Raw genomic sequence first — 22,475 nt, 5'->3', positions numbered from 1 at the left:
AGGCTTACGAGAAGGCGTTCGCCTGCGACCAGGTGAGCGCGTTCGGCGGCATCGTGGCCCTGAACCGCCCCCTCGACGCCGAGGCGGCGCGCGAGATGGTCAAGATCTTCACCGAGGTGATCATCGCGCCTGAGGCGAGCGAGGAGGCGATCGCCATCGTAGCCGCGAAGAAGAATCTGCGGCTCCTGCTTGCGGGCGGACTGCCAAACCCGCACGCCGCGGGCCTCACCTTCCGCTCGCTCGCCGGCGGCTTCCTCGTGCAAAGCAGAGACAACGGCATGGTATCGGGCGCAGACCTCAAGGTGGTGACCAGCCGCGCGCCGAGCGACCAGGAGTTCGCCGACCTCATCTTCGCCTTCACCGTGGCGAAGCACGTCAAGTCGAACACCATCGTCTATGCAAAGGACGGCGCCACGGTCGGCATCGGCGCAGGCCAGATGTCACGCGTCGACGCCGCGCGCATCGCCGCGCGGAAAGCCCAGGACGCGGCGCAAGCGCTTGGTCTAGCGCAGCCGCTAACGGTCGGCTCGGTGGCGGCGTCCGACGCGTTCTTCCCGTTCGCCGACGGCCTGAAAGTGGTGGCGGAGGCGGGCGCCACCGCGGTGATCCAGCCGGGCGGCTCGATGCGCGACGACGAGGTGATCGCCGCCGCCGACGCCGCCGGCCTCGCCATGGTGTTCACCGGCATGCGCCATTTCCGGCATTGATGGCGACGCGCCTATCGGGAGGAATTGATGACTCAAGGGACGATCTATATGTGCCTGGCCGCGGCGATCCTCACCGAAGTGATCGCCACCATCGCGCTCGCGGAATCGGAAAGCCTGACGAAGTTCGTCCCCAGCATCATTGCGGTGGTCTGTTTCATCGCCGCGTTCTGGCTGCTGTCGTTTCCGCTCCGCGCGATGCCGGCCGGCATCGTCTATGCCATCTGGTCGGGGTTTGCGATCGTGCTGATCACGGTCGCCGCCTGGGTCTGGTCCAAGCAGGCGCTGGACGCGCCGGCGCTCATCGGCGTCGCCCTCATCACCGCCGGCGTGATCGTCATGAACCTGTTCTCGAAGTCCACGCTGCTTTAACGAGAGCGCCGGCAGACATCACGCGTGGGTAGCGCGGCGTATGTCGGCTTTGTGACACGCGGCGATCAGATTGCCTTAACTCTGGCCAGGTAGATTCAGGTCTCGTCGCTGCGTGGGGTCGCATGTCACAGAGGCAATGCAACTCTTTCGAGCCCGCGCCGTTACATACCGAGGGGACGAGAAGTCTTCTCTGCGCGTACTCTAGAGAGGAGATGAGACGTGAGAATCCTTGCCGCCACATTCGCAATTATCTGCGGCTGCGCCGTAACGCCGGCGCTTGCGTATGATGGTCCGCAGCCTTTGACCCGGGCCGGCTGCGATCAGGCCCAATTGGCTTGGGACGAAAATGCCAATGTGTGCACGACGGCGCCGAAGGTTGCGGGCGGCACGCCCGACTTGGCGGCAACGCCGCCCAGCGCCCGGCAGCCATTGACCAGAGCGGGTTGCGAACAGGCCAGTCTGACGTGGGACGACAACGCCAATGTGTGCGACGCAGCACTGGAAGCGATCCCGGTCGATGTGGCGGTGCCTGCTCCGTCCGAGATCCTTATCGATATCGACAAGGCCAAGCAGAAGATGGTGGTGTGGGTCGACGGCACCGAGACATATACTTGGCCGGTTTCGACCGGGCGTGCAGGCTATTCAACGCCGTCGGGGAGCTTCACGCCGGGCTCCATGAACGAGATTTGGTACTCCAGGCAATGGGACAACGCGCCCATGCCCCATGCCATCTTCTTCACGAAGAAGGGCCATGCGATCCACGGCAGCTTGGAGGTCAAGCATCTCGGCAGGCCCGCGTCCCATGGCTGCGTGCGCATCTCGCCAGAAAATGCCGAGACGCTCTATCAGCTCGTCGAGGAGAACGGCCTCGATCGTACCAAGGTCGTGCTGGCCGGACTGACCCCAGGGGGTGAACATGTCTCGCCTGCGGCGAGCTCCAACACAAGCTATGTGCGTGTGTCGCCCGCCGAGGAGGTTCAACCGAAGCGGCGCGGCGGGTTGCTAAAACGGCTGTTCGGGCAGCGGTAGTCCGCGCCATGGCGTTCCCCGCCAGGCGCCGCTTTAGACGTGCCTGATTGGGCGGCAACGCCCGCACGCGCCGCCGCTGCCACGCTTGCGAGGGACTAAAGCCTCAAGCCGCGAGGCGCTGGATCAGGTTCACGATCAGAAGCAGGATGACCGCGCCAAGGGTCGAGGTGACGATGGCGCCGACAATCCCGCCGCCAAGGGTGAGCCCCAGCCCGAGCCGCGGGAACAGCAGCGCCGCTATGAACGCGCCGGCGATGCCGATGATGATGTTCCACAGAAGGCCGAATCCTGCGCCTTCGACGATGACGCCTGCGAGCCAACCGGCAATCGCGCCGATGATCAGTGCAACGAGCACGCCAACGATATCCATGAGTCCCCCCTCCCGTTGTGGCCCTGTTCGGTGCCACCTGTTCTAGAGGCAGCGAAGGTAGCGCAACCGCCCACCCCGCGCCAGAACATGTCGCCATCCGCCTTCTTCCCCTGTTGAGGTCAGCGGCTGACGGACGGCCGCCTACAGCCCTTCAGGCTTGCCGTCGGGATATTCCGGCTGCGGCTGGGACGAAAGGCCGTCGTCCGGAGGGGCGATCGAGCCGGTATCGTCGGTGTCGTCCGCAGGCTCGTCGTCTGGAACGACCGGCTGCGGCTGCGACTCCGATGGCGGCTCGCCCGTGGACGGCTGCGACGGCGCATCGTCTGCGACGGTTGGCGGGTTGACGATGATCTCTTCCCGGCCCTCCTCCATCACCTCGTCGGCCGCCGGCTCATGGGTGACCGATGGCTCCTCGGGCACCCCTTCGTCCATCGCGCCCTCCTCAGGAACGACCGGCTGCGGCTGCGACTCCGACGGCGGTTCGCCCGTGGACGGCTCCGACGGCGCATCGTCCGCGACGGTTGGCGGGTTGACGACGATCTCTTCCCGGCCCTCCTCCATCACCTCGTCGGCCGCCGGCTCATGGGTGACCGATGGCTCCTCGGGCACCCCTTCGTCCATAGTCGCGGCAGGCTCATCGGCTGCGGGCTCCTCGGCGGGAGCCGCTTCCTCTTCGGCCGGCGCCTCAGCGGCCGGCTCCTCGGCAGCGGGCTGTTCGGTCGGTTCCTCGGCTTTTTCCTCGGCCGGCTGCTCGCAGGCCGCCAACAGGCAGGCCGACAGCACAGCTGCCACAGCTGCAACTTTTCTCATGATCGCCCCCCGATCTCAGTAGGCTCTTCGCCCAGCCCCTACGACTTTAACGCCAACGCCGCCGCATTACCATGACGTAGGCCGGATCCGTGAGGCTCATAATGCCTGAATACGGAATGGCGGGTGGCGCGTTTAGCTGCCGCTCTCACCCAGCTTCTCCCGGCATTTCAGCTTTTCCACCGCAGTGTCGGCCTCCAAGAGGAGGCGTTCGAGTTGTCCCTTGGTGAGATAGACCTCTGTCTGCTCCGCCGGCGTATCGAACTCCAACACGACATGGTCGGAGCCGTCTCCGACAACAAAGCGAAAATCTGTCGTCTGCATTGCGTCGTCGTGCGGTGTCGTCTCGACTGTCATTGCACGTACCTGCTGTCCTTCAACCTTTCCGCGCTAATGCCACGGTTTCGGCAATACTAGGGGCCAACGCAGAGCCGCTCCCTCGGTTCCTGCCGTGCGACATTGAGAGACGGCGATCTCCCGGAGGGTTCCGCATCACCGCTGCGGGCGCACACGCAGCAGCAACAGCAGCCCGGCGACGAGGAAGAGAAGCGCCATGGAGATACCGAGGCGCTGGCTGCCGCTCGCCGCGGTTACAGCGCCGATGGCGAGCGGCGCGGCGAATGCCGTAACCTTGCCGGAAAAGGCGAAGAAGCCGAAGAACTCGGTGGTCTTGTCGGGCGGGCACATGCGCGCAAGGAGCGTGCGGCTCGACGCCTGGATCGGACCTGAGGCAAGCCCGATGAAAACGGCGAAGGCGAGATAGGCTTGCTCGCCGGTGGACCCGAAGATCGCGCTGCCGGTCACCTTCGGCGCGACGGGAATGAAGAACAGCACCTCGTCCTGGTCGATGGAAAGAACGCCGATCGAGGCGGCAATGAACAGGAGCAGCGTGCCGGCGATCACCGTCTTCGAACCCAAGCGGTCGTCGAGCACGCCGCCAAGCGCGGCGCCGAACGTGCCGGCGGTGGTGAGCACGATGCCGAACAGGCCGAGTTCGGTCGCGCCCCAGCCGAACACGCTCGCCGCATAGATGCCGCCGAAGGCGAACACGGCGCCGAGCCCGTCGGCATAGAGCATGCGCGCCAAGAGAAAGAGCGCGATCTGGAAGTGGTTGCGCACGAGGTCCTTCACCGAGCGGACGAGATGCGTGAGGCCGGCGCGTACCGGATGGGGGGCGGCAGAATGGTCGGGCCGGTCCGGCGTGAAGAGAAAGAGCGGCAGGACGAACACGAAATACCACAGCGCCGAGAACGGCCCGACCAGGCGATCGCCTTCGCGGGCCGCGTGGTCGAGCGGCATAAGCGGTTTCAAACCCAGCAGGGTCTTGCCGGTGGCGGGATCGGCGACGATGAGGCCGGCGACCAGCACGAGGCTGACCATGCCGCCGACATAGCCGGTGGCCCAGCCGACGCCCGACAGAGTGCCGAGCCTCCTCCCCGAGATGAGCCCCGGCATCATGGCGTTGGTGAACACGGTGGCAAGCTCGGCGCCGATCAGCGCGATGCCGAACGAGACGAGCACGAGCGGCACGAGCGAGGTGTCGTGGGGAACGGCGAACCATAGCCCGGACATGCCGAGGACCAGCAGCAACGAGAACGCGGCGATCCACGGCTTGCGCGGCAGGCCGGCGTCGGCGATGGCGCCGAGCACGGGCGCGGAGATCGCGGCGATGAGCTGGGCGATGCCGGTGGCGTAGGCCCACACCGACTGGCCGTGCGCCGGATCGGCCATGAAGCCGTTCACGAAATAGGGCGCGAACAGGAAGGTGACGACGAGGGTGTAGAAGGGCTGCGCCGCCCAGTCGAACAGGACCCAGCCGAGAAGGCCCCGCTTGCCAGCCGTCGCCGGTTCGCGCCTCCGCGGGTCAGGGGACATCGAGCACGATCAGATGGTTCGGCAACTCGTCGCGATCGCCGACGCCCGGCGGGAAATGCTGGGCGAGAACCTTGCCGCAAATTTCGATGGCGTCGATGAAGCCTTCGGTGCGTGTCCCCTCGCCGATATGCGCGGTCAGCGTTGCAATGACCTTGTTCCACACTTCCGGCTTCACCTTGCGGTAGATGCCCTCGTCGGCGATCACCTCGGCATAGCGCTCTGCGGCAGACACATAGATGAGCACACCGGTGCGCCCTTTGGTGGTGTGCAGGTTCTGGGCAAGGAACTGCTCGACGGCACGCTGATGGGCGCGGGCGCGTTTCACCACGCCGGGCGCGATGGCGATGCGCAGCGGCTCCCATTGCGACACCGCGGCGGCGACCAGGAATACGATGAGCTGCACGAGATAGATGTACTCCACCGGCCATTTGGTGAAGTGAATGAAGGGCAGCGGCACGGCGAGCGCGATGAGCGCGGCACACATCAGGGCAAAGGCGCGATAGCCGGCGGAAGCGCGGGCCACAACCACGACGATCTCGCCGCTCGTGTTCTTCTCAGCGTTCGCGATGGCCTCGCTGATCCTGGCGTGCTCTTCCGGGGTGAAGGGGCGCATGGCTGCTCGTTCCTACCAGCTGCCCGACGAACCGCCGCCGCCGAATGAGCCGCCGCCACCGGAGAACCCGCCGCCCCCGCCACCGCCGCCGCCGCTCCAGCCGCCAGAGCCGCCACTACTCCAGCTCGAGCCGCCGCTCCGCCGTCCGGAGGTGGTGCCGGCGTACTGCGTACTGTTGTAGATGCTGTACGTCACCCACAGAATGATGATGATCCAGAAGATGATGGTGAACCAGTCGATGGCCGGCTCGTCGGCGTCGGGCCGCGCTTTGGCGCGTTCCTCGACCTCGGCGGCATCGCCCAGCAGCACGAGCGCGATGTCTCGCACGCCGTCCTTGATGCCGCCGACGAAATCGCCGGCGCGGAAGCGCGGCAGGATTGCGTTGTCGATGATGATCTTGGTGAGTGCGTCGGTGAGGATCGGCTCGAGCCCGTAGCCCACCTCGATGCGCACCTTGCGCTCGTTGGGGGCGACGATGAGCAGCGCGCCGTTGCTGAGCTTGGCGGTGCCGATCCCCCAGTGGCGGCCAAGCTGATAGCCGAAATCCTCGATCTCGTAGCCTTGCAAGGACGGAAGTGTGACGACCACGAGCTGGTCGGAGCTCTTGTCCTCGAGTGCCTCAAGTTCGGCCGTGAACGCGACCTCATCCTCCGGGCTCAAGAGGTCCGCGCCGTCGACGACGCGGCCGGTGAGCTCGGGAAAGGTCGGGGCGGCGAATACGGGCAGGAGCGCAAGGCAGAGCGCCAGAGCCGACGCCAATACGGAGATGCGCAAGAGCATGGAGGCCATGTGGCCCTCGCCAGAAGCCGGCGGCTCGACCCGGCGCTAGAACTTCACCTCCGGCACCTTGGTCGTCTCTTCCGCCACGGAGAAATTCTCCATCGGCTCGGCATCCGGGTAGAGCAGCGCACGCCACCACCGCCCGGGAATCGTCCTAAGCTCGGTGTTGTAGTCCTTCACCGCAGTGATGTAGTCGCGCCTGGAGATGGCGATACGGTTCTCGGTGCCTTCGAGCTGCGACTGTAGGGCGAGGAAGTTCTGATTCGACTTGAGGTCGGGATAACGCTCGACGACCACGAGCAGCCGGCCCAGCGCGCCGGAGAGATTGTTCTGCGCGTCCTGGAATTTCTCGAAGGCTTCCTTATTGGTGAGGATGTCCGGCGGAATCTGCATCTGCGTCGCCTTGGCACGCGCCTCGACAACATCAGTGAGCACCTTACTCTCCTGCTCGGCGAAGCCCTTCACCGTCTCGACGAGATTGGGGATGAGGTCGGCGCGGCGCTGATATTGGTTCAACACCTCGCTCCACGCAGCCTTGGCGCGCTCGTCGAGAGTGGGAATAGTGTTGATGCCGCAGCCGGCGACGGCCAACCCGACGAGCACGAGGCAGATTGCGCGGGATACACCGCCCGGACGGACACGCGCCAATGCGAGCATGGCTTCCTCCCTGAGAGCTTTGGCCGCAACCCGTGTATTGAGCGCCCGGCACTGTGGCAAGCGGTTTCGGCTTCTGGGCTAAGGAGGTCGTGCCGGGCGAGATTTACTGTCTCGCAACGATCGTCCCCAACGCCTCCTTCAATTCGGGCATATAGATTGTCTGGCTGGGGAATGCGAAGTCGATGCTCTCCTGCTCGAAGGCGCGGAAGATCGCGAAATTGATCGCCTGCTGGATGTCCATATACGTGCTTTGGTCGGGGCTCAGCACCCAATAGACCGTCTCGAACTCCAGGGCCGAGTCGCCGAAGCTGCGGAAATGCGCCCGCTCGAAGCGGGTCAACTCCTGAGCTTCGATGATCTCTCTGATGAACGCGGGGATCTTTTCAAGTTTGGCCTGCGGCGTCTCGTAGGCGGCGCCGACGACGAACAGCACGCGCCGTTCGGCCATGCGCTTGTAGTTGTGGACGCGCGAGTTCATGAGATCGGTGTTCGAGCAGGAAATCTGCTCGCCAGACAAGCTGCGAATGCGCGTGGTCTTGATTCCTATGCGCTCTACCGTGCCCTTCTGATCGCCGAACGCGATGAAATCGCCGACTTCGAAGGGACGGTCGAGCACGATGGCGAGCGATGAAAAGAGATCGCCGAGCACGCTCTGGGCGGCGAGCGCCACAGCGATACCGCCGATGCCAAGGCCGGCGACCAGCGCCGTGACGTCAAATCCGAGATTCTCGAAGATCAAAAGAAGCGCGACCGACCACACCGCGACGCGCACGAAGAATTCGATCAGCGTCAGCGCATTGCGCATTGCCGTCTTGGTCTTGACGGGCGCGAGCCGCCAAATCAACAAGGCCCTTGCAAGGCGGTCGGCCCAAAGCGCGATCTGGATGAAGAGCGCGACGATGAAGACCGAGAAGACGAGGCGGTGGAATGCCTCAGGCAGCGTTAGAAACGTCGTGCCGGCGTAGACGGCAGAGATAATCAGAAACAGCGTGGAGGTTCTTTGGACGAGTTCGTACAGAACTGTGGGCCAGCGCAACTCGTCCGTCGGCGCGGCGGCGGGCAGCCGGTGTAGCAGGACCAGCTTTGCCACAAGGGCGAGGGCCAACACACCCGCAGTGAGGAGGGCTGCGAGCCCCCAATCCGTCAGTTCGTTGCCGTAGAGCTCGCTTTCCAAGAATTCCGGCATGACTGGTCCTTGCGATGTGGGCTTCCGCCTAGCCTAGAGGCTCGTTCGGGCTTGACCACCCCTCTAAGGGAACGATCCGGTCGGCCCGAGTGTTGCGAGAATGAAACAACGGCAAAGTTTCTTCGGAGATGGGTGCCCGGCGCCGTCTTCCGCGCAGGACACTTGTCAGGTGATGCGTCCCAACTAAGTACTGGCAGTAGCGAGATTTTTTTCCGTGCCGCGCGAACCTGGAACGGATTCCCACAGTTTTCGCAGTGCGTTAGGCAATCGGAAGGCTTTACTGGTCAAATTCTGGGGCCTCTTTTAGTGTGATTCGTGAGTCGATTTTGGGGGACTCGCGGAGGCTCGCTATGGACCGGCCCTTAACGGGGAGCGAGTGGGTTTGCGTATGCGTATGACAGGGAACGAGGCGGCCACGGCCGCCAAGAGGGCTCTCTCGACCATTGCTGTCTGCCTCGGCGCCGCTGCCTTCGCGACGACGATTGGTGTTGCGCCTGCCGACGCGAAAAGGAGCCAGAAAAGCGCCCCGGTCGAGGAAGCGATTCCTGAGGCCGATGCCGGCCAGCCGATGACGCTGATCGTCTCTCTCGCCAATCAAAAGGTCGACATCTACCGGGGCACGACGCTCGTCACGAGTTCATCAGTCTCGAGCGGAATGCGCGGCTACGCCACCAAGGCCGGCGTGTTCAGCATCCTGGAGAAGAAGAGGCACCATTACTCGAACCTCTATGCCGGTGCGCCGATGCCGTGGATGCAGCGGCTGACGTGGTCCGGCACGGCGCTGCATGCCGGCGTGGTGCCCGGCTACCCGGCCTCCCATGGCTGTGTCCGGCTGCCCCATTCCTTTGCCCCCAAGCTGTTCTCCATGACCACTGTCGGCGAGCACGTCGTCGTGGCGCGCAGCCGGGTTGCGCCCAAGCTGATCGAGCATACCGCGCTGTTCCAGCCGCTCCCGCCGCCCGCCCCGCCGGTGCTGGTAGAGCAGGACGGGCTGCATCTGAAGCGCCAGTCGAGCAACGAGACCGAGCCCACTCTCGGCGCGACCCTCCCCGTGATTTTGGCCAAGGCCCAGACAGACGATTTGATCGCGGACCCACCCCAGCCCGAGGTGACGCCTGAGCCGCTCTCTGCGGCTAAGTCGGAGAAGCACGCGGCGGTCGAGACGCCGCCGCCGACGCAGGCCTCCGTTTCCCAGGCGATCTTCGAGGACACCCGTGTCCATGCCATCGACCCCAACGCAGGCCCTTCGGCCGGCGGCAGCATGCACGCCGTCGCCACGCCGCCCGTATCCCCCGCGCAGCACGCTGGGTTTGAAGCCTCCCAGGATCTCACGAAGGATCAGGAGCGCCTTGGCGGAGATGCCCTGCCAGTGCCGAGTGCCGCGCTGCCGAACTCCGGTGAGACGGAGGCCGCCAAGGGCGAATCGACTCCAGGCCAAACGGTTGCTGCCGTCGCACTGGCCGAGCCGCAGGCCGGGCCGATCCTGACGGTGTTGGCGACCGCCCTAGCGCAACCGGTGTCCGCGCCCGTCTCCGGCGTGCTGGCGATGCTGGTGCCCGACGCCCATCCGCCGGTGCCATTGGCAAAGCCGTCCGCCATGGCTGCCAAGCTCATCGCCGGCGTCGTTGCCGCCGGTGTCGAGGCCGCCGAGCCGCGCTCGACGGCGCCATTGCGTATTCTCCTAACCCGGCGCACCCAGCGCGACCGCATGATCGACGTGCAACATGCCTTGGCGTCCCTGGGCTATCTGGAGACTCAGGACTTTGACGGCACGTTCGGCACGCTGACGTCGAGGGCCATCAAGGCCTTCCAGAAAGACAACGGCATGCCGGAAACCGGCGCCTTCACCGACGACGTGGTGAAGAAGATCTATGAGGTCGCCGGCAAGGAGGAGCCGCCAGCCGGGCATCTGTTCGTGCGTCAGCAGTTCGCCAGCGTGTTCGACACGGCGATCCGCTTCCGCAACCCGGACGAGCCGCTCGGCACGCACCTGTTCACGGTGATGAAGTTCGAGCCGGGCGACACCAAGGCACAGTGGATGGCGGTCAGTCTGCAAGACGGCGACGATCCTGCGGCCGTGCTCGACCGCATCGAGATCCCCGACGACATCCGCCAAAACCTCTCGGAGCGGTTGACGCCCGGCTCGTCGTTGATCATCGCCGACACCGCCATCAACTCGGCAACCTTGCCGAAGGGCGCAGACTTTCTCGTATGGGATACGAGCAAGTCGGCCACGGTGCAAAAGGCGAGCTTGTCGGAGGGCGTGGTCGAGCCGCGTCCCAAGAAGAAGCGCCGGGTCACCACTACGCGGCGGCGTACCCCGACGGTTACCTATAATCGCAACACGACGCGACCCTATCGCGGCTGGCCGTTCTAGCCGGACGGTTCGCCTTCCAGCAGCAGCGTTGCAGTTCACGCGCCGACAGCGAGCGCTCGCGTCTCCATTCCGGACGATCCGGGGGACGCAACGCGTTGTTTTCAAGAAAATTGGAGCGGGCGATGGGATTCGAACCCACGACCCCAACCTTGGCAAGGTTGTGCTCTACCCCTGAGCTACACCCGCGACTCCAAGCCTCCCCGGCGAAGGCAAAGCCTTGTCTTTGGCGCCTCGGGGTGGTCATTTCGGTTGTAGTTGATCACCTTGGCGCTGTCTACCTCGCGGCCTTTCCGGTCAGTTATGAGCCGGCCAGCGCCGCATCAAGGGCCCCCTTAGCCGAAGCGCAGCCCGAAGGCAATGCACTCAGACCGCGCCACGCTGTTCGCCAGGCTCGAGGAACTCGGCATCGCCTCGATCACCGTCGAGCACGCGCCGATGTTCACCGTGGCGCAGTCGCGGGACTTGCGCGAGACGATTCCCGGCGCCCACACCAAGAACCTGTTTCTGGCTGACAAGGACGGCAACATGGTGCTGGTAGTCGCGAAGGAAGACACGAAGGTCGACCTCAAAGCGCTCGCGGTGCGGCTCGGACATGGCCGCTACAGCTTCGCTAAGCCGGACCTCCTCAAGGCGGTGCTCGGCATCGAGCCGGGCTCGGTGACGCCGTTCGCGCTAATCAACGACACGGCGCGAAGGCTCTCGGTCGTGGTCGACCAGGCGCTGATGGAGCACGGACAGGTTAATTGCCACCCCCTCGACAACAGCGCCACGACGCGGCTCGCCACGATGGACCTGATGCGCTTTATCGAGGCCTGCGGCCACGAGCCCCTCGTGCTGCCGCTCGGCTAAAGCGACATTCCCCGTCGCCCGCGCAAGGTTGCCAAACCCCGTCGGGCGGCCCATCTTCCTCGGGCTGGTGGCGGGATGTAGGCTGCTAGCCAAAGAGCGAGCATGAGCGTGGACACTCCGATCCTCAGCGAGGGTGGCGCCGGAAGCCCGGTCGCCGACCTCATCAAAGACACGACCACTCAGGACTTCATGCGCGACGTGGTGGAAGCCTCGCGCGAAGTGCCGGTTTTAGTCGACTTCTGGGCGCCGTGGTGCGGCCCATGCCGCCAGCTGACGCCGGTCCTGGAGAAGGCCGTGCGCGCCGCCAAGGGTGCGATCCGGCTGGTGAAGCTCAACATCGACGAGCATCCGCAGATCCCGGGCCAGATGGGGGTGCAGTCGATCCCGGCGGTGTTCGCCTTTCAGGGCGGCAGGCCGGTCGACGGGTTCATGGGCGCGCTGCCGGAGTCGCGGGTCAATGCCTTCATCGCCCGGCTGATCGGCGAGACCGCCGACCAGAGCGCCGATATCGAAGCCGCGGAGGCGGCGCTTGCGGCGGGCGACGTGAATACGGCGGCGCAGGCCTTCGGCACAATCCTGCAATCGGACGCTGAGAACGCGCAAGCGGCCGCGGGGCTTGCCAAGTGCTACATCAAGACCGGCGACCTTGTGCGCGCGGAGCAGACCTTGGCGCTCGTGCCACCTACCAAGGCCGACAGTGCGCCGGTGGCGAGCGCGCGTGCCGCGCTCGAACTCGCTCGCAAGGCGGGTGAGGCGGGCGACGTCGAGAGCTTGCGTGCCAAGCTCGCCGCCGATCCGAATGACGTCCAAGCCCGATTCGACTTGGCGCTGGCGCTCAACGCCAAAGGCGACCGCCAGGGCGCGCTCGATGAACTCTTGACCTTGGTCGCCAAGCATCGCGCCTGGAACGACGACGCGGCGCGGAAGCAGCTTGTGCAATTGTTCGACGCCTGGGGACCGAGCGACCCCGCCACGGTCGCCGGACGCCAAAGGCTGTCGTCGCTGCTCTTCGCCTAAGAGCGCTAGGAGCTTCTCCTTGGGGTGACCGAACGCTATCGCAACGCCGCCGACCTGCCCGACGCCTTGCCGGTGTTCCCGTTGCGGGGCGCCATCCTGTTGCCGCGCGCCAACCTGACGCTCAACGTATTCGAGCCGCGCTATCTTGCGCTTGTCGATCGTGCGCTTGGCAACGACCGTCTGCTCGGCGTGGTGCAACCCGGGCCGGATGGTGGCGCGACCGAGTCGCCCGAAGGCAAAGACTTTCCCCTGCGGCGCGTCGGCTGCGCCGGACGCATCACCGCGTTCAGCGAGAGCGACGACGGACGCATGATCATCACGCTCGCTGGCATCGCGCGCTTCCGTCTCGGCGCGGATATTGCCTCGGACGCGCCGTTCCGGATGTGCGCGGTCGATTTTTCGCCGTACGCGATGGACTTCCTCTGCGGCCATGGCGAGGACGAGGTCGACCGGCCGCGCCTGATCGAGACGCTTAGATGTTATCTTGCCGCCAATAATCTCAGCGCCGACTGGGACCGCATCAACAGCGCGAGCACCGAGCGGCTGGTCAACACATTGGCGATTCTCAGTCCCTACGGGCCGGAGGAGAAACAGGCGCTGCTCGAGGCCAAGGACTTGCGCGCCCGGGCCGAGGCGCTTGTGGCACTCGCCGAGATGGAGCTTGCCACACGGGACGACGGTTCGGGGACATCCATACAATGACCAGCGACGACAAGAAGCCGGGCGGGCCTGAGCGACGGGTCGACCCCAAGCTGCTGGAGAGCTTAGTTTGTCCGCTGACCAAGACCTCGCTCGACTATGACGCCGAGCGGCAAGAACTCATCAGCCGCGCGGCGGGCCTCGCCTATCCGATCCGCGACGGTATTCCCATCATGCTGCCCGAAGAGGCGCGCAAGCTGGACGAGCGTTAGGACTGCGACTCTCTGAGCTGCGCACCTAGCAATACGCAGCACCTCCTCTGGCGTCCGCCCCGCTTTGCGATAGGTCCGGATCGCGCAGGTGTCGTTGCGTTTGGCCAGCCGCTTCCCCGTCTCGTCGCGAACCAAACGATGATGGTGCCAGACCGGCACTGGCAGATCGAGGAGCGCCTGCAAGAGCCGGTGCACCGGCGTCGACTCCAATAGGTCCTCGCCCCGGATGACATGGGTGACGCCTTGCGCCGCGTCGTCCACCACGACGGCGAGGTGATAGGCAGCGGCACCGATATCCTTGCGCGCCAGCACCACGTCGCCGATCCGCCGCATGACCTCCAGGTCCACTACATGCGTCCCGCCGCGGGCCGGCCCAGTCTCGCGCCAGGTGAGCTTCCGGCCCCCCAGGACCGCCAGCGCCCGGCCAACATCAAGCCGTATCGCGTCGCCGGGCCCGCACTCTGCCATGTCGCGGCCGCGGCAAGTACCGGGATAGACTGTGTCGTCGGGTGGGAAAGGCGTCGTCCCTTCCTGTGGCGCCGAAAGCGCGGCGCGGATGTCGGCGCGCGTGCAGCAGCAGGGATAAGTCACCCTCAAACTTGCAAGCCGCTCCAATGCCGCCGCGTAGACGCCGAGCCGTTCCGATTGCCGCCAGACCGGCTCGGACCATGTCACGCCCAACCAGGTCAGATCCTCGTAGATGGCCGCCTCGTATTCTGGCCGCGTGCGCGTCCGGTCGATATCCTCGATCCGCAAGAGGAATTCCCCAGCCGCCGCCTTCGCTGCCTGCCAAGCCGTTAAGGCAGAAAAGGCATGGCCCAGGTGGAGAAGCCCGGTCGGCGACGGGGCGAAACGGGTGACGAAGCTCCCCGACATCGTGTGGTCGCGCACCACGTGGCTACAGCGCCTCCCCCTTCAGCAAACGCGGAACGGCGCCGGTCGAACCGGCCGCCTCGCTCACAAGGAAGCGCTTCAGCGGCGGCGTCCGGTCGACGAGACCAAGCCCGAGATCGCGGATCGCGCGCAATGGCCTATTGTCGTTGGAGAACAGTTGGTTGAGTCCGTCCATGACCGTGGCCGAGAAGGCGCTGTCGAAGCGCCGCCAGCGCTGATAGCGCTCCAGGGTCGGGCTTGCGCCGATGTCGAGGCCGAGCCGTACCGTTTCGACGATCGTTTCGGCAAGCGCTGCCACGTCGCGCAGGCCGATATTGAGACCTTGGCCAGCGAGCGGATGCACGACATGGGCGGCGTCGCCGATCAGTACGAGCCGATCGGCGATGAAGGACCGGGCGATCTGAAACTCGAGGGGAAAGGATTGGCGCGGGCCTTCGAGCGAAATCGCCCCGAGGCGGTGGCCGAAACGCCGGCTGAGCTCGGCGGTGAACTCCTCCTCGCTTGCTTCCATCAGCGCGCGCCCCCGCTCCTTTTCCTCGGTCCACACGATGGAACAGCGATTGCCCCTGAGCGGCAGGATGGCGAACGGGCCTGCCGGCAAGAAGTGCTGCATCGCGCGCCCGTGATGCGGCCGCTCGTGAACGACGGTGGTGACGATGCCAACTTGTGGATACGACCAGCCGACGCACTTTATGCCGGCGCCGTCTCTGAGCCGCGAGCGCTTGCCGTCCGCGGCAACGAGGAGCCGACCTTCGAGCGTTCCGCCGCTCAAGAATTTCGCGCGAACGCAAAATGCGTCCGTCTCGTAGTCGTTGGCGCTGTCCGGAATTGTCTCAATCGAGGTGTCTCCCGCAACCGCATCCGAGACCACGCGAAGGAGATCTCCGGCCTCGACGAGATAGGCGCGGGGCTCGCCCGACCTCATCTCTTCGTCGAAGCCGAGGAAGTGCGGCCGCAAATCTGCGTGCAGCGGACTATCCGTAATCTCGATGGCGCGAATCGGCTCCGCGTGCGGCGCAAGCAAGGACCACAGACCGACCGCTTCGAGCACACTCTTGCTCGCCGCCGACAGAGCGAGGCCACGCGGGTCCTTCGGCGCCGGGACGCCTGACTTGCCCGCCGCGCCATCGACAAGGGCGACCCGGAGTCCCGTGGGCGCGAGCTTGGCGAGAGTGAGCGCCAAGATTCCGCCGACGAAGCCACCGCCGGCGATGATCAAGTCATGTGGAATTCCGACAGTCTTCATGCGCCTCGTATAGGCGAGAGCCGAGATTGACGCTACTTGGCGGCCTTCACGCCGGCAAACGGACACGTTTCACACGGGCGGCGAACCTGATAAACGGCCCGGACACGGAACTTGTCCTAGACCGTCCAATGAGCCGCGCCCTCGATCAACTGCTGGCGATCCTCGATATCGAGACGCTCGAGCACAATCTCTTCCGCGGCTTGAGCCCGCAGGTGGGCTGGCAACGCGTGTTCGGCGGGCAGGTGATCGGCCAAGCGCTCGTTGCCGCCAACCGGACGGTGAACGGCCGCATGGCCCACTCGCTCCATGCCTATTTTTTGCGCGCCGGCGATCCGGCCGTGCCGATCATCTACGAGGTGGACCGCATCCGGGACGGCGGAAGCTTTTCGACCCGCCGAGTGGTGGCGATCCAGCACGGGCATGCGATCTTTTCCATGGCCGCCTCGTTCCACAAGGAGGAGGTGGGCCTGGACCACCAGATGGCCATGCCCAGGGTGCCCCCGCCCGAGGACCTGCCGAGCGAAGCGGAACTCAGGGACAAGCTCATCGACCGGGTCCCGGAGCCGGTTAGGGCCTATTGGAAGCACGAGCGGCCAATCGAGATCAGGCCAGTGGACCTTTCGCGCTACTTCTCTCCAGGCAGCCGCGCCGCGAGCCAGCAGGTCTGGATCAAAGCCACAGGGGACCTCGGCGACGACCTCGCCTTGCACCAATGCGTGCTCGCTTATGCCTCCGACTTCACGTTGCTCGACACGGCGTTGATCGCCCATGGGCGCTTCGTATTCGACCCGAACCTGATGCTGGCGAGCCTCGATCACGCCATCTGGTTCCACCGCACTTTCAGAGCGGACGAGTGGCTTCTCTACGCCCAGGACAGCCCGACCTCCGGCGGGGGACGGGCATTTTGCCGCGGCACTTTGTTCACGCGCGAGGGCCGGCTCGTCGCCTCCACGGCCCAAGAGGGCCTGGTTCGCGAGCGCACGCCATCAGCGCCCGCCTAATTTGCGAGCAATTGGGCCGATTTGCCTAATTTCTGTGCTCAGTGACCCGATCTTGGGCCGCTTCCACGGCTGCCCAAAGCGTAAAAGAATCCCTAAAGCCAAGGACTTGCCGCCTCCAGCGCTGAGTTGGCACGGGGCTTGACTCTGCTTTCGGGTTCGCACGGCCGAGGCTGAGAGGCAACGAGCCTGCACGGCCGTAAATCATGGAGGGCTTAAACAGATGAAGCTGGTGATGGCAATCATCAAGCCATTCAAGCTCGACGAGGTGCGTCAAGCCCTCACCGAGCTTGGGTTGCAAGGCATGACCGTTACCGAGGTCAAGGGGTACGGGAGACAGAAAGGCCACACTGAGATCTATCGCGGCGCGGAATACGCCGTGAACTTCCTGCCGAAGATCAAGATCGAAGTCGTGGTGCCTGCCAAAATGGTCGACAAAGCCGTGGACGCTATCGTCGCCGCGGCCAAGACCGGGCAGATCGGCGACGGCAAGATATTCGTCGTCCCCGTCGAGCAGACGGTGCGCATCCGCACCGGCGAAACCAACGAATCAGCACTGTGAGAGGGGGAGATTTGAAGATGACGACCCTTGCCAAATATCTATTCGGCGTGGTCGCAGCGCTCGTATTGCTCGCGCTGTACCACATCGATCCGGCGCTCGCTCAAGAGGCTGCCGAAGGAATCGAGGAGGCGGCGGCGGAAGCATCGCCGCTCAATTCCGGCGATACCGCGTGGATGATGACCTCCACGGCGATCGTCCTGATGATGACGATCCCAGGCCTCGCCCTGTTCTACGGCGGCATGGTCCGCAAGAAGAACGTGTTGTCGGTGGTGATGCAGGCCTTTGCGATCACCTGCCTCATCACGATCGTCTGGCTGGTTGCAGGCTATTCGATTGCCTTTGGCGATGGCGGTTCTCTCAACGCCTACTTTGGCGGTCTCGGCAAGGCATTCCTGTCGGGAGTTGACCTGACGGCGGCGAGCGGCACGATTCCGGAGAGCGTGTTCGTCACGTTCCAGCTGACCTTCGCCATCATCACGCCGGTTCTTATCATCGGCGCCTTTGTCGACCGCATGAAGTTCTCCGCCGTGGTGATCTTCATGATCCTGTGGTCGCTCATAGTCTACGCTCCCATCACGCATTGGGTGTGGGCCTCTGGCGGCTACCTGTTCGATGCCGGCGTGCTCGACTTCGCCGGCGGCACGGTTGTGCATATCAACGCCGGTATCGCCGGCTTGGTTTGCGCACTGTTCCTCGGCAAACGTACCGGTTACGGCACCGAGAACATGGCGCCACATAACCTGGTGTACAGCGTGATCGGCGCTTCCTTGCTGTGGGTCGGCTGGTTTGGCTTCAACGCGGGATCGGCGTTGGCCGCAGGCGACAGGGCCGGCATGGCCATGCTCGTGACGCAGATTGCCACTGCAGCTGCGGCGCTCGCCTGGATGTTCGTCGAGTGGCTCGTGCATAAGAAGCCTAGCGTTCTGGGTATTATCTCCGGCGCCGTCGCGGGCCTGGTGGCAATCACCCCGGCCTCGGGCTTCGTCGGTCCGATGGGGGCGCTGTGGATTGGCATCGCGGCAGGCATCATCTGCTTCTTCATGTCGACCACGGTCAAGAAAGCCCTCGGCTACGACGACTCGCTCGATGTGTTCGGCATTCACGCCGTGGGCGGCATCGTCGGCGCTCTCCTCACCGGCGTGTTTGCGGTCGAAGCTATCGGTGGAACCGGCGGACTGTTGGAAGGCAATCCCGGTCAGGTGATTACCCAGCTCTACGGCATCATCGCCACGATTGTTTGGTGTGCCGTGGCTAGCTTTGTGATCCTGATCATCACCAACATCCTTGTCGGCGTCAGAGTGAGCCAGGCCGTCGAGGTCGAAGGTCTCGACATCAACCTGCATGGCGAGGTGGTTCAGTAGACCTTCGCGTGAAGGCAAAGAGGGACAAGAACGTTGGAGAATTAGAGCTAGGTCTCCTCCTCCCTTGACTTCTAGCTCTCACCTTGGGCCTCGGCGCGTTGCCGGGGCCCTTTGCTTTGGCGCATGTCGACGGCATTGCCGCGGGCGACATCATCGCCTAACACCGCTCCATGCCAAACGACGCGCCGACACCCAATCTCGATGAGCTCGTCCGCTCGCCGTTCACCCGGCTCGCCGGTTTGCTTACCGGCTCGGAGCCGGGCCTGCCGCCAATCAACCTCTCGCTCGGCGAGCCGCACGCGCTCATGCCGCCATTCTTGGGGCCGGTGATCGCGCAGCACCTTGCTGAGTTTGGCCGGTACCCGCCCATCAGGGGCATTCCAACGCTGCGGGAGGCAATCGCCGGTTGGATAGGACGACGCTATCCCGCGCTGCACGGCGCGATCGATCCAGAGCGCCATGTCCTGCCGCTCAATGGCTCGCGCGAAGGATTGTTCTCGGCGATCTTTCCGGCCCTTGCGCGGAAGCCGGGGGTGGCGCACCCGGCCGTCCTCATCCCCAATCCGTTCTACCAGGTCTACGCCGCAGCGGCGGGGGGCGCGGGGGTTACGCCTGCGTTTCTCCCGTGCCACGTAGAGAACCGCTTCCTGCCGGCACTCGAGGAGATCGACGAGGCGCTCTTCGCGCGCGCGGCCGCATTCTATCTGTGCTCGCCCTCGAACCCCGAAGGCGCCGTGGCGAGCCGAGAGTATCTCGCCCGCGCTATCGCGCTGGCCCGCCGCTACGACTTCATGCTCTTCGCCGACGAGTGCTACTCGGAGATCTACTCAGGGGAACCTCCTCCCGGCGTGCTCGAGGTGGCGCAGGGTCTGACGGGAAGCCTCGCCAATGTGTTGGTGTTCCAATCACTCTCCAAGCGCTCGGGGCTTCCCGGGCTCAGGTCCGGCTTTGTTGCGGGCGACCCGGAGTTCATTGCCCGTTCGGCCGCTTCCGCAACGTGGCGTGCCCGCAGGTGCCACTCCCCATCCAGCACGTGTCGGCGGCAGCTTGGGCCGACGAGAGCCATGCCCAGGAGGGCCGGACTCTCTACCGGGCCAATTTCGATTCGGCGGACGCGATTCTGGGTAGCCGCTACGGCTACCGGCGGCCTGGAGGCGGCTTCTTTTTGTGGCTGAATATGGCGGGTTTCGGGGGCGGAGAGGCGGCGGCGACAACCCTTTGGAAAGGGTGTGGTGTCAGAGTTCTGCCGGGGGCCTATCTCGCGCAGCCGCAACCCGATGGGGACAACCCCGGCCGGGACTTCATCAGGGTCGCGCTTGTGCACGACGCGGAGACAACGCGTGAGGCCCTAGCGCGCATCGCCGCCACACTGGGTTAGAGGGATGGCACCAAGAGGCAGAACCAAGGGACGGCGGCGGCTGCTGCCGGACGCTATCGAGTCCGGCCTACGCCGGCTCGTATTCGGCACCTATGGCTTCGTCCTCATCGCCGGCGCCTGCGCCGTTTGGGCGAGCCTCGCCACCTGGTCGGTGACGGATCCAAGCCTCAACAACGCCACCCGCGCCGCACCGCGCAATCTGCTCGGCGGCTGGGGCGCGGTGATCGCCGACCTCGGCATCCAGTCTTTGGGGCTTGCCTCGATCGTGCTGTTCCTGCCGCTTGCCGCCTGGGGCTGGCACCTGATGGCCCGCACCGTCCCCAATCGCCGCAAGTTCCGGCTGCTCGCCTGGCCGGCCTCCGTCATCCTGCTCGCCGCGGCGCTGTCCGCGTTGCCGCAACCCAAGAGCTGGCCGCTGCCCAACGGCCTTGGCGGCATTTTCGGCGACTTCTTCATGGCTGGCGCGCATATCATCGGCCCGTTCCTGCCGGAGGCGGCCGTGTCGTTCGTCGCCGGCCTTGCGTTCCTCATGCTCGGCATTGCCCTCCTCCTCTTCGCCTGCGGCACGAGCACCTCGCAGCTGATCGCGCTTTGGGCGCCGCGCTCAAGCGTCGCGGGCGAATGGGCCAATGCCTGGCTCGGCGCCGCCATGCACTTCGTCATGCATACCGCCGGCGCCGTGCGCCGAATGTTTCGCCGCAAGCCGCGCGCGGAGGACGATGACGAGGGCTACGAGGACGAGTCGGACGTCGAGGAGTGGGCGGAGGAGCGGCCGGCAATCGACGCCGACGGCCGCATCGAGCCGTCGTTCGGCCCGGCGCCTTTCGTCGATGACGATGAGGACTTCGACGAGGACGACGTCACCGCACCAGATTATCGCATCACACGTCTCGACCCGAAGCAGGGGAGAAAAAGGCATACGAGCCTGCGCGCGCAGCATGCCGATACGCCTTACGATCCGCCCTCGCTCAAGCTCTTGCAGCAGCCGCCGCGGGCGGCCCGCGGCCGCGGCATAAGCGATGAGGTGCTCCAGGAGAACGCGCGCGAGCTCGAAGGCGTGCTGCAGGATTTCGGCGTCAAAGGCGAGATCACCAATGTCCGGCCAGGCCCCGTGGTCACGCTCTACGAGCTCGAGCCGGCGCCAGGTACCAAGTCGTCCCGGGTGATCGGGCTCGCCGACGACATCGCTCGCTCCATGAGCGCCATCGCAGCCCGTGTCGCCGTGGTGCCCGGCCGCAACGCCATCGGCATCGAATTGCCCAACGACCGGCGCGAGATCGTCATGCTGCGCCAGCTGTTCGAATCGGAGGACTTTCAGGATACCGACGCACGGCTGGCCCTCGCCCTCGGTAAGACCATCGGCGGCGAGCCCATCATCGCCGACCTCTCGCGCATGCCGCATCTCCTGATCGCCGGCACCACTGGCTCGGGCAAGTCGGTCGGCATCAACACCATGATCCTATCGCTGCTCTACCGGCTCTCACCCGAACAGTGCAAATTCATCATGATCGACCCCAAGATGCTCGAGCTGAGCGTCTACGACGGTATCCCGCATCTTCTCGCGCCGGTCGTGACCGACCCGAAAAAGGCGGTCGTCGCCCTGAAATGGACCGTGCGCGAGATGGAGGAGCGTTACAAGCGCATGTCGAAACTCGGCGTGCGCGACATCAAGGGCTACAACGCCCGCGTCCTGCATGCCGAAGCCAAGGGCGAGATGCTGACCCGCACCGTGCAGACGGGCTTCGACCGCGCGACCGGCCGGGCCATCTACGAGCAGGAGGAGATGGACTACGATCCGATGCCCTACATCGTCGTGATCGTCGACGAAATGGCCGACCTCATGATGGTCGCCGGCAAGGACATCGAGGCGGCCGTACAGCGCCTGGCGCAGATGGCGCGCGCCGCCGGCATCCATCTCATCACCGCGACCCAGCGGCCGAGCGTTGACGTCATCACCGGCACGATCAAGGCGAACTTCCCGACCCGGGTCAGCTTCCAAGTCACTTCGAAGATCGACAGCCGTACTATTCTCGGGGAGCAGGGCGCGGAGCAGCTGCTGGGCCAGGGCGACATGCTGTATATGGCCGGCGGCGGCCGCATCATCCGCGTCCACGGACCCTTTGTCGCCGACGAGGAGGTCGAGAAGGTGGTGCGGCATCTCAAGAAGCAGGGTGTGCCGTCCTATCTCGATGCGGTGACCGACGAGGAGGAGAACGACGAGGACGGTGACGGCGGCTCGGAGTACGGCGAGAGCGGGGACGACCTCTACGACCAGGCCGTGGCCATCGTGCTGCGCGACCGCAAGGCCTCCACGAGCTACGTGCAGCGCCGGCTTGGAATCGGTTACAATCGCGCCGCGACCCTGGTCGAGCGCATGGAGAACGAGGGGCTGATCGGTCCGGCCAATCATGCCGGGAAACGAGAAATTCTCGTGGGGGGCGACGAAGCCGCAGCGCCCTATTAGTGTGCCAAACTTGCCGCCGCCAAGA

21 protein-coding genes, 1 tRNA gene and 2 pseudogenes are annotated in these 22,475 nt (G+C 65.1%); 13 read left to right on the top strand and 11 right to left on the bottom strand.

What is annotated here, in order from left to right:
• The 3 genes and pseudogenes from purH to ACRECX_RS10760 form a co-directional block, all read left to right on the top strand.
• Window positions 1–707: pseudogene (gene purH / locus ACRECX_RS10770) on the top strand (bifunctional phosphoribosylaminoimidazolecarboxamide formyltransferase/IMP cyclohydrolase); the annotation flags it as partial.
• Window positions 708–734: 27 nt separating this feature from the next.
• Window positions 735–1,076, top strand: a complete 342-nt coding sequence (locus ACRECX_RS10765; protein WP_431558836.1) for an SMR family transporter — start codon at window positions 735–737, stop codon at window positions 1,074–1,076.
• Between the two features lie 219 nt (window positions 1,077–1,295).
• Window positions 1,296–2,105, top strand: a complete 810-nt coding sequence (locus tag ACRECX_RS10760; protein ID WP_431558835.1) for a L,D-transpeptidase — start codon at window positions 1,296–1,298, stop codon at window positions 2,103–2,105.
• Between the two features lie 103 nt (window positions 2,106–2,208).
• Here ACRECX_RS10760 and ACRECX_RS10755 read toward each other — a convergent pair whose 3' ends face one another.
• From ACRECX_RS10755 to ACRECX_RS10720, 8 genes are all read right to left on the bottom strand, one after another.
• Complete coding sequence (locus tag ACRECX_RS10755) at window positions 2,209–2,475, bottom strand: GlsB/YeaQ/YmgE family stress response membrane protein (protein WP_431558834.1); 267 nt, start codon at window positions 2,473–2,475, stop codon at window positions 2,209–2,211.
• A gap of 141 nt (window positions 2,476–2,616) precedes the next feature.
• On the bottom strand, window positions 2,617–3,285 hold the full coding sequence (locus ACRECX_RS10750; protein ID WP_431558833.1) for a hypothetical protein: 669 nt from the start codon (window positions 3,283–3,285) through the stop codon (window positions 2,617–2,619).
• Window positions 3,286–3,417: 132 nt separating this feature from the next.
• Window positions 3,418–3,639, bottom strand: coding sequence for a hypothetical protein (locus tag ACRECX_RS10745; RefSeq protein ID WP_431558832.1), 222 nt, complete (start codon window positions 3,637–3,639; stop codon window positions 3,418–3,420).
• A 135-nt stretch (window positions 3,640–3,774) separates the two neighbouring features.
• Window positions 3,775–5,157, bottom strand: a complete 1,383-nt coding sequence (locus tag ACRECX_RS10740) for an MFS transporter (RefSeq protein WP_431558831.1) — start codon at window positions 5,155–5,157, stop codon at window positions 3,775–3,777.
• Entirely contained in the window at window positions 5,147–5,770 is a 624-nt protein-coding gene (locus ACRECX_RS10735; protein WP_431558830.1) for a TPM domain-containing protein, read from the bottom strand. The genes ACRECX_RS10740 and ACRECX_RS10735 overlap by 11 nt, the downstream gene beginning before the upstream one ends.
• A gap of 12 nt (window positions 5,771–5,782) precedes the next feature.
• Window positions 5,783–6,559: a TPM domain-containing protein gene (locus tag ACRECX_RS10730; RefSeq protein WP_431558829.1), complete on the bottom strand. Its 777-nt coding sequence runs from the start codon at window positions 6,557–6,559 to the stop codon at window positions 5,783–5,785.
• Window positions 6,560–6,595: 36 nt separating this feature from the next.
• Entirely contained in the window at window positions 6,596–7,207 is a 612-nt protein-coding gene (locus ACRECX_RS10725) for a LemA family protein (RefSeq protein ID WP_431558828.1), read from the bottom strand.
• 103 nt (window positions 7,208–7,310) lie between these two features.
• Window positions 7,311–8,393: a mechanosensitive ion channel family protein gene (locus tag ACRECX_RS10720; RefSeq protein WP_431558827.1), complete on the bottom strand. Its 1,083-nt coding sequence runs from the start codon at window positions 8,391–8,393 to the stop codon at window positions 7,311–7,313.
• A 388-nt stretch (window positions 8,394–8,781) separates the two neighbouring features.
• On the opposite strand from ACRECX_RS10720, the gene ACRECX_RS10715 reads away from it, so the two are divergent.
• The gene (locus ACRECX_RS10715) at window positions 8,782–10,770 is read left to right on the top strand and encodes a L,D-transpeptidase family protein (protein WP_431558826.1); all 1,989 of its coding nucleotides are present in this window, start codon (window positions 8,782–8,784) and stop codon (window positions 10,768–10,770) included.
• A gap of 111 nt (window positions 10,771–10,881) precedes the next feature.
• On the opposite strand, the gene ACRECX_RS10710 is transcribed toward ACRECX_RS10715, so the two are convergent.
• Window positions 10,882–10,956, bottom strand: a tRNA-Gly gene (locus ACRECX_RS10710).
• Between the two features lie 171 nt (window positions 10,957–11,127).
• Between ACRECX_RS10710 and ACRECX_RS10705 the strand changes: the two genes are divergently transcribed.
• The 4 genes from ACRECX_RS10705 (at window position 11,128) to ACRECX_RS10690 (ending at window position 13,547) form a co-directional block, all read left to right on the top strand.
• On the top strand, window positions 11,128–11,619 hold the full coding sequence (locus ACRECX_RS10705) for a prolyl-tRNA synthetase associated domain-containing protein (protein WP_431558825.1): 492 nt from the start codon (window positions 11,128–11,130) through the stop codon (window positions 11,617–11,619).
• Between the two features lie 102 nt (window positions 11,620–11,721).
• On the top strand, window positions 11,722–12,636 hold the full coding sequence (locus ACRECX_RS10700) for a tetratricopeptide repeat protein (protein ID WP_431558824.1): 915 nt from the start codon (window positions 11,722–11,724) through the stop codon (window positions 12,634–12,636).
• A 24-nt stretch (window positions 12,637–12,660) separates the two neighbouring features.
• Window positions 12,661–13,338: an LON peptidase substrate-binding domain-containing protein gene (locus ACRECX_RS10695; protein WP_431558823.1), complete on the top strand. Its 678-nt coding sequence runs from the start codon at window positions 12,661–12,663 to the stop codon at window positions 13,336–13,338.
• Window positions 13,335–13,547, top strand: coding sequence for a Trm112 family protein (locus ACRECX_RS10690; RefSeq protein ID WP_431558822.1), 213 nt, complete (start codon window positions 13,335–13,337; stop codon window positions 13,545–13,547). Before ACRECX_RS10695 ends, ACRECX_RS10690 begins: the two co-directional genes overlap by 4 nt.
• 42 nt (window positions 13,548–13,589) lie before the next feature.
• Here the strand turns inward: ACRECX_RS10690 and gluQRS are convergent.
• Window positions 13,590–14,423 (bottom strand): annotated as a pseudogene (gene gluQRS, locus ACRECX_RS10685) (tRNA glutamyl-Q(34) synthetase GluQRS); the annotation flags it as partial.
• A 22-nt stretch (window positions 14,424–14,445) separates the two neighbouring features.
• On the bottom strand, window positions 14,446–15,687 hold the full coding sequence (locus ACRECX_RS10680) for an FAD-dependent monooxygenase (RefSeq protein ID WP_431558821.1): 1,242 nt from the start codon (window positions 15,685–15,687) through the stop codon (window positions 14,446–14,448).
• A gap of 128 nt (window positions 15,688–15,815) precedes the next feature.
• Here ACRECX_RS10680 and tesB point away from each other — a divergent pair, with 128 nt between their 5' ends.
• From tesB to ACRECX_RS10655, 5 genes are all read left to right on the top strand, one after another.
• Window positions 15,816–16,688 carry an acyl-CoA thioesterase II gene (gene tesB / locus ACRECX_RS10675; RefSeq protein ID WP_431558820.1) on the top strand — a complete coding sequence of 291 codons (873 nt, stop codon included), beginning with the start codon at window positions 15,816–15,818 and terminating at the stop codon, window positions 16,686–16,688.
• Window positions 16,689–16,908: 220 nt separating this feature from the next.
• A complete protein-coding gene (locus tag ACRECX_RS10670; protein WP_069441861.1) occupies window positions 16,909–17,247 on the top strand; it encodes a P-II family nitrogen regulator in 339 nt (112 codons plus the stop codon).
• Window positions 17,248–17,264: 17 nt separating this feature from the next.
• On the top strand, window positions 17,265–18,608 hold the full coding sequence (locus tag ACRECX_RS10665) for an ammonium transporter (protein ID WP_431558819.1): 1,344 nt from the start codon (window positions 17,265–17,267) through the stop codon (window positions 18,606–18,608).
• 170 nt (window positions 18,609–18,778) lie between these two features.
• The gene (locus tag ACRECX_RS10660; protein ID WP_431558818.1) at window positions 18,779–19,783 is read left to right on the top strand and encodes an aminotransferase class I/II-fold pyridoxal phosphate-dependent enzyme; all 1,005 of its coding nucleotides are present in this window, start codon (window positions 18,779–18,781) and stop codon (window positions 19,781–19,783) included.
• Window positions 19,784–19,990: 207 nt separating this feature from the next.
• Window positions 19,991–22,450, top strand: coding sequence for a DNA translocase FtsK 4TM domain-containing protein (locus ACRECX_RS10655; RefSeq protein WP_431558817.1), 2,460 nt, complete (start codon window positions 19,991–19,993; stop codon window positions 22,448–22,450).
• Window positions 22,451–22,475: the final 25 nt, after the last annotated feature.

Origin of the sequence: Methyloceanibacter sp. (assembly GCF_050726195.1) — a bacterium.
Classification (GTDB): Bacteria; Pseudomonadota; Alphaproteobacteria; order Rhizobiales; family Methyloligellaceae; genus Methyloceanibacter.
This window is presented reverse-complemented; position numbering and strand designations above follow the sequence as displayed.

Coding starts and splice junctions, on each gene's coding strand:
- ACRECX_RS10765 (WP_431558836.1), top strand. CDS start 735: ATGACTCAAGGGACGATCTATATGTGCCTGGCCGCGGCGATCCTCACC.
- ACRECX_RS10755 (WP_431558834.1), bottom strand. CDS start 2,475: ATGGATATCGTTGGCGTGCTCGTTGCACTGATCATCGGCGCGATTGCC.
- ACRECX_RS10750 (WP_431558833.1), bottom strand. CDS start 3,285: ATGAGAAAAGTTGCAGCTGTGGCAGCTGTGCTGTCGGCCTGCCTGTTG.
- ACRECX_RS10745 (WP_431558832.1), bottom strand. CDS start 3,639: ATGACAGTCGAGACGACACCGCACGACGACGCAATGCAGACGACAGAT.
- ACRECX_RS10740 (WP_431558831.1), bottom strand. CDS start 5,157: ATGTCCCCTGACCCGCGGAGGCGCGAACCGGCGACGGCTGGCAAGCGG.
- ACRECX_RS10735 (WP_431558830.1), bottom strand. CDS start 5,770: ATGCGCCCCTTCACCCCGGAAGAGCACGCCAGGATCAGCGAGGCCATC.
- ACRECX_RS10730 (WP_431558829.1), bottom strand. CDS start 6,559: ATGGCCTCCATGCTCTTGCGCATCTCCGTATTGGCGTCGGCTCTGGCG.
- ACRECX_RS10725 (WP_431558828.1), bottom strand. CDS start 7,207: ATGCTCGCATTGGCGCGTGTCCGTCCGGGCGGTGTATCCCGCGCAATC.
- ACRECX_RS10720 (WP_431558827.1), bottom strand. CDS start 8,393: ATGCCGGAATTCTTGGAAAGCGAGCTCTACGGCAACGAACTGACGGAT.
- ACRECX_RS10715 (WP_431558826.1), top strand. CDS start 8,782: ATGCGTATGACAGGGAACGAGGCGGCCACGGCCGCCAAGAGGGCTCTC.
- ACRECX_RS10705 (WP_431558825.1), top strand. CDS start 11,128: ATGCACTCAGACCGCGCCACGCTGTTCGCCAGGCTCGAGGAACTCGGC.
- ACRECX_RS10700 (WP_431558824.1), top strand. CDS start 11,722: ATGAGCGTGGACACTCCGATCCTCAGCGAGGGTGGCGCCGGAAGCCCG.
- ACRECX_RS10690 (WP_431558822.1), top strand. CDS start 13,335: ATGACCAGCGACGACAAGAAGCCGGGCGGGCCTGAGCGACGGGTCGAC.
- ACRECX_RS10680 (WP_431558821.1), bottom strand. CDS start 15,687: ATGAAGACTGTCGGAATTCCACATGACTTGATCATCGCCGGCGGTGGC.
- tesB (WP_431558820.1), top strand. CDS start 15,816: ATGAGCCGCGCCCTCGATCAACTGCTGGCGATCCTCGATATCGAGACG.
- ACRECX_RS10670 (WP_069441861.1), top strand. CDS start 16,909: ATGAAGCTGGTGATGGCAATCATCAAGCCATTCAAGCTCGACGAGGTG.
- ACRECX_RS10665 (WP_431558819.1), top strand. CDS start 17,265: ATGACGACCCTTGCCAAATATCTATTCGGCGTGGTCGCAGCGCTCGTA.
- ACRECX_RS10660 (WP_431558818.1), top strand. CDS start 18,779: ATGCCAAACGACGCGCCGACACCCAATCTCGATGAGCTCGTCCGCTCG.
- ACRECX_RS10655 (WP_431558817.1), top strand. CDS start 19,991: ATGGCACCAAGAGGCAGAACCAAGGGACGGCGGCGGCTGCTGCCGGAC.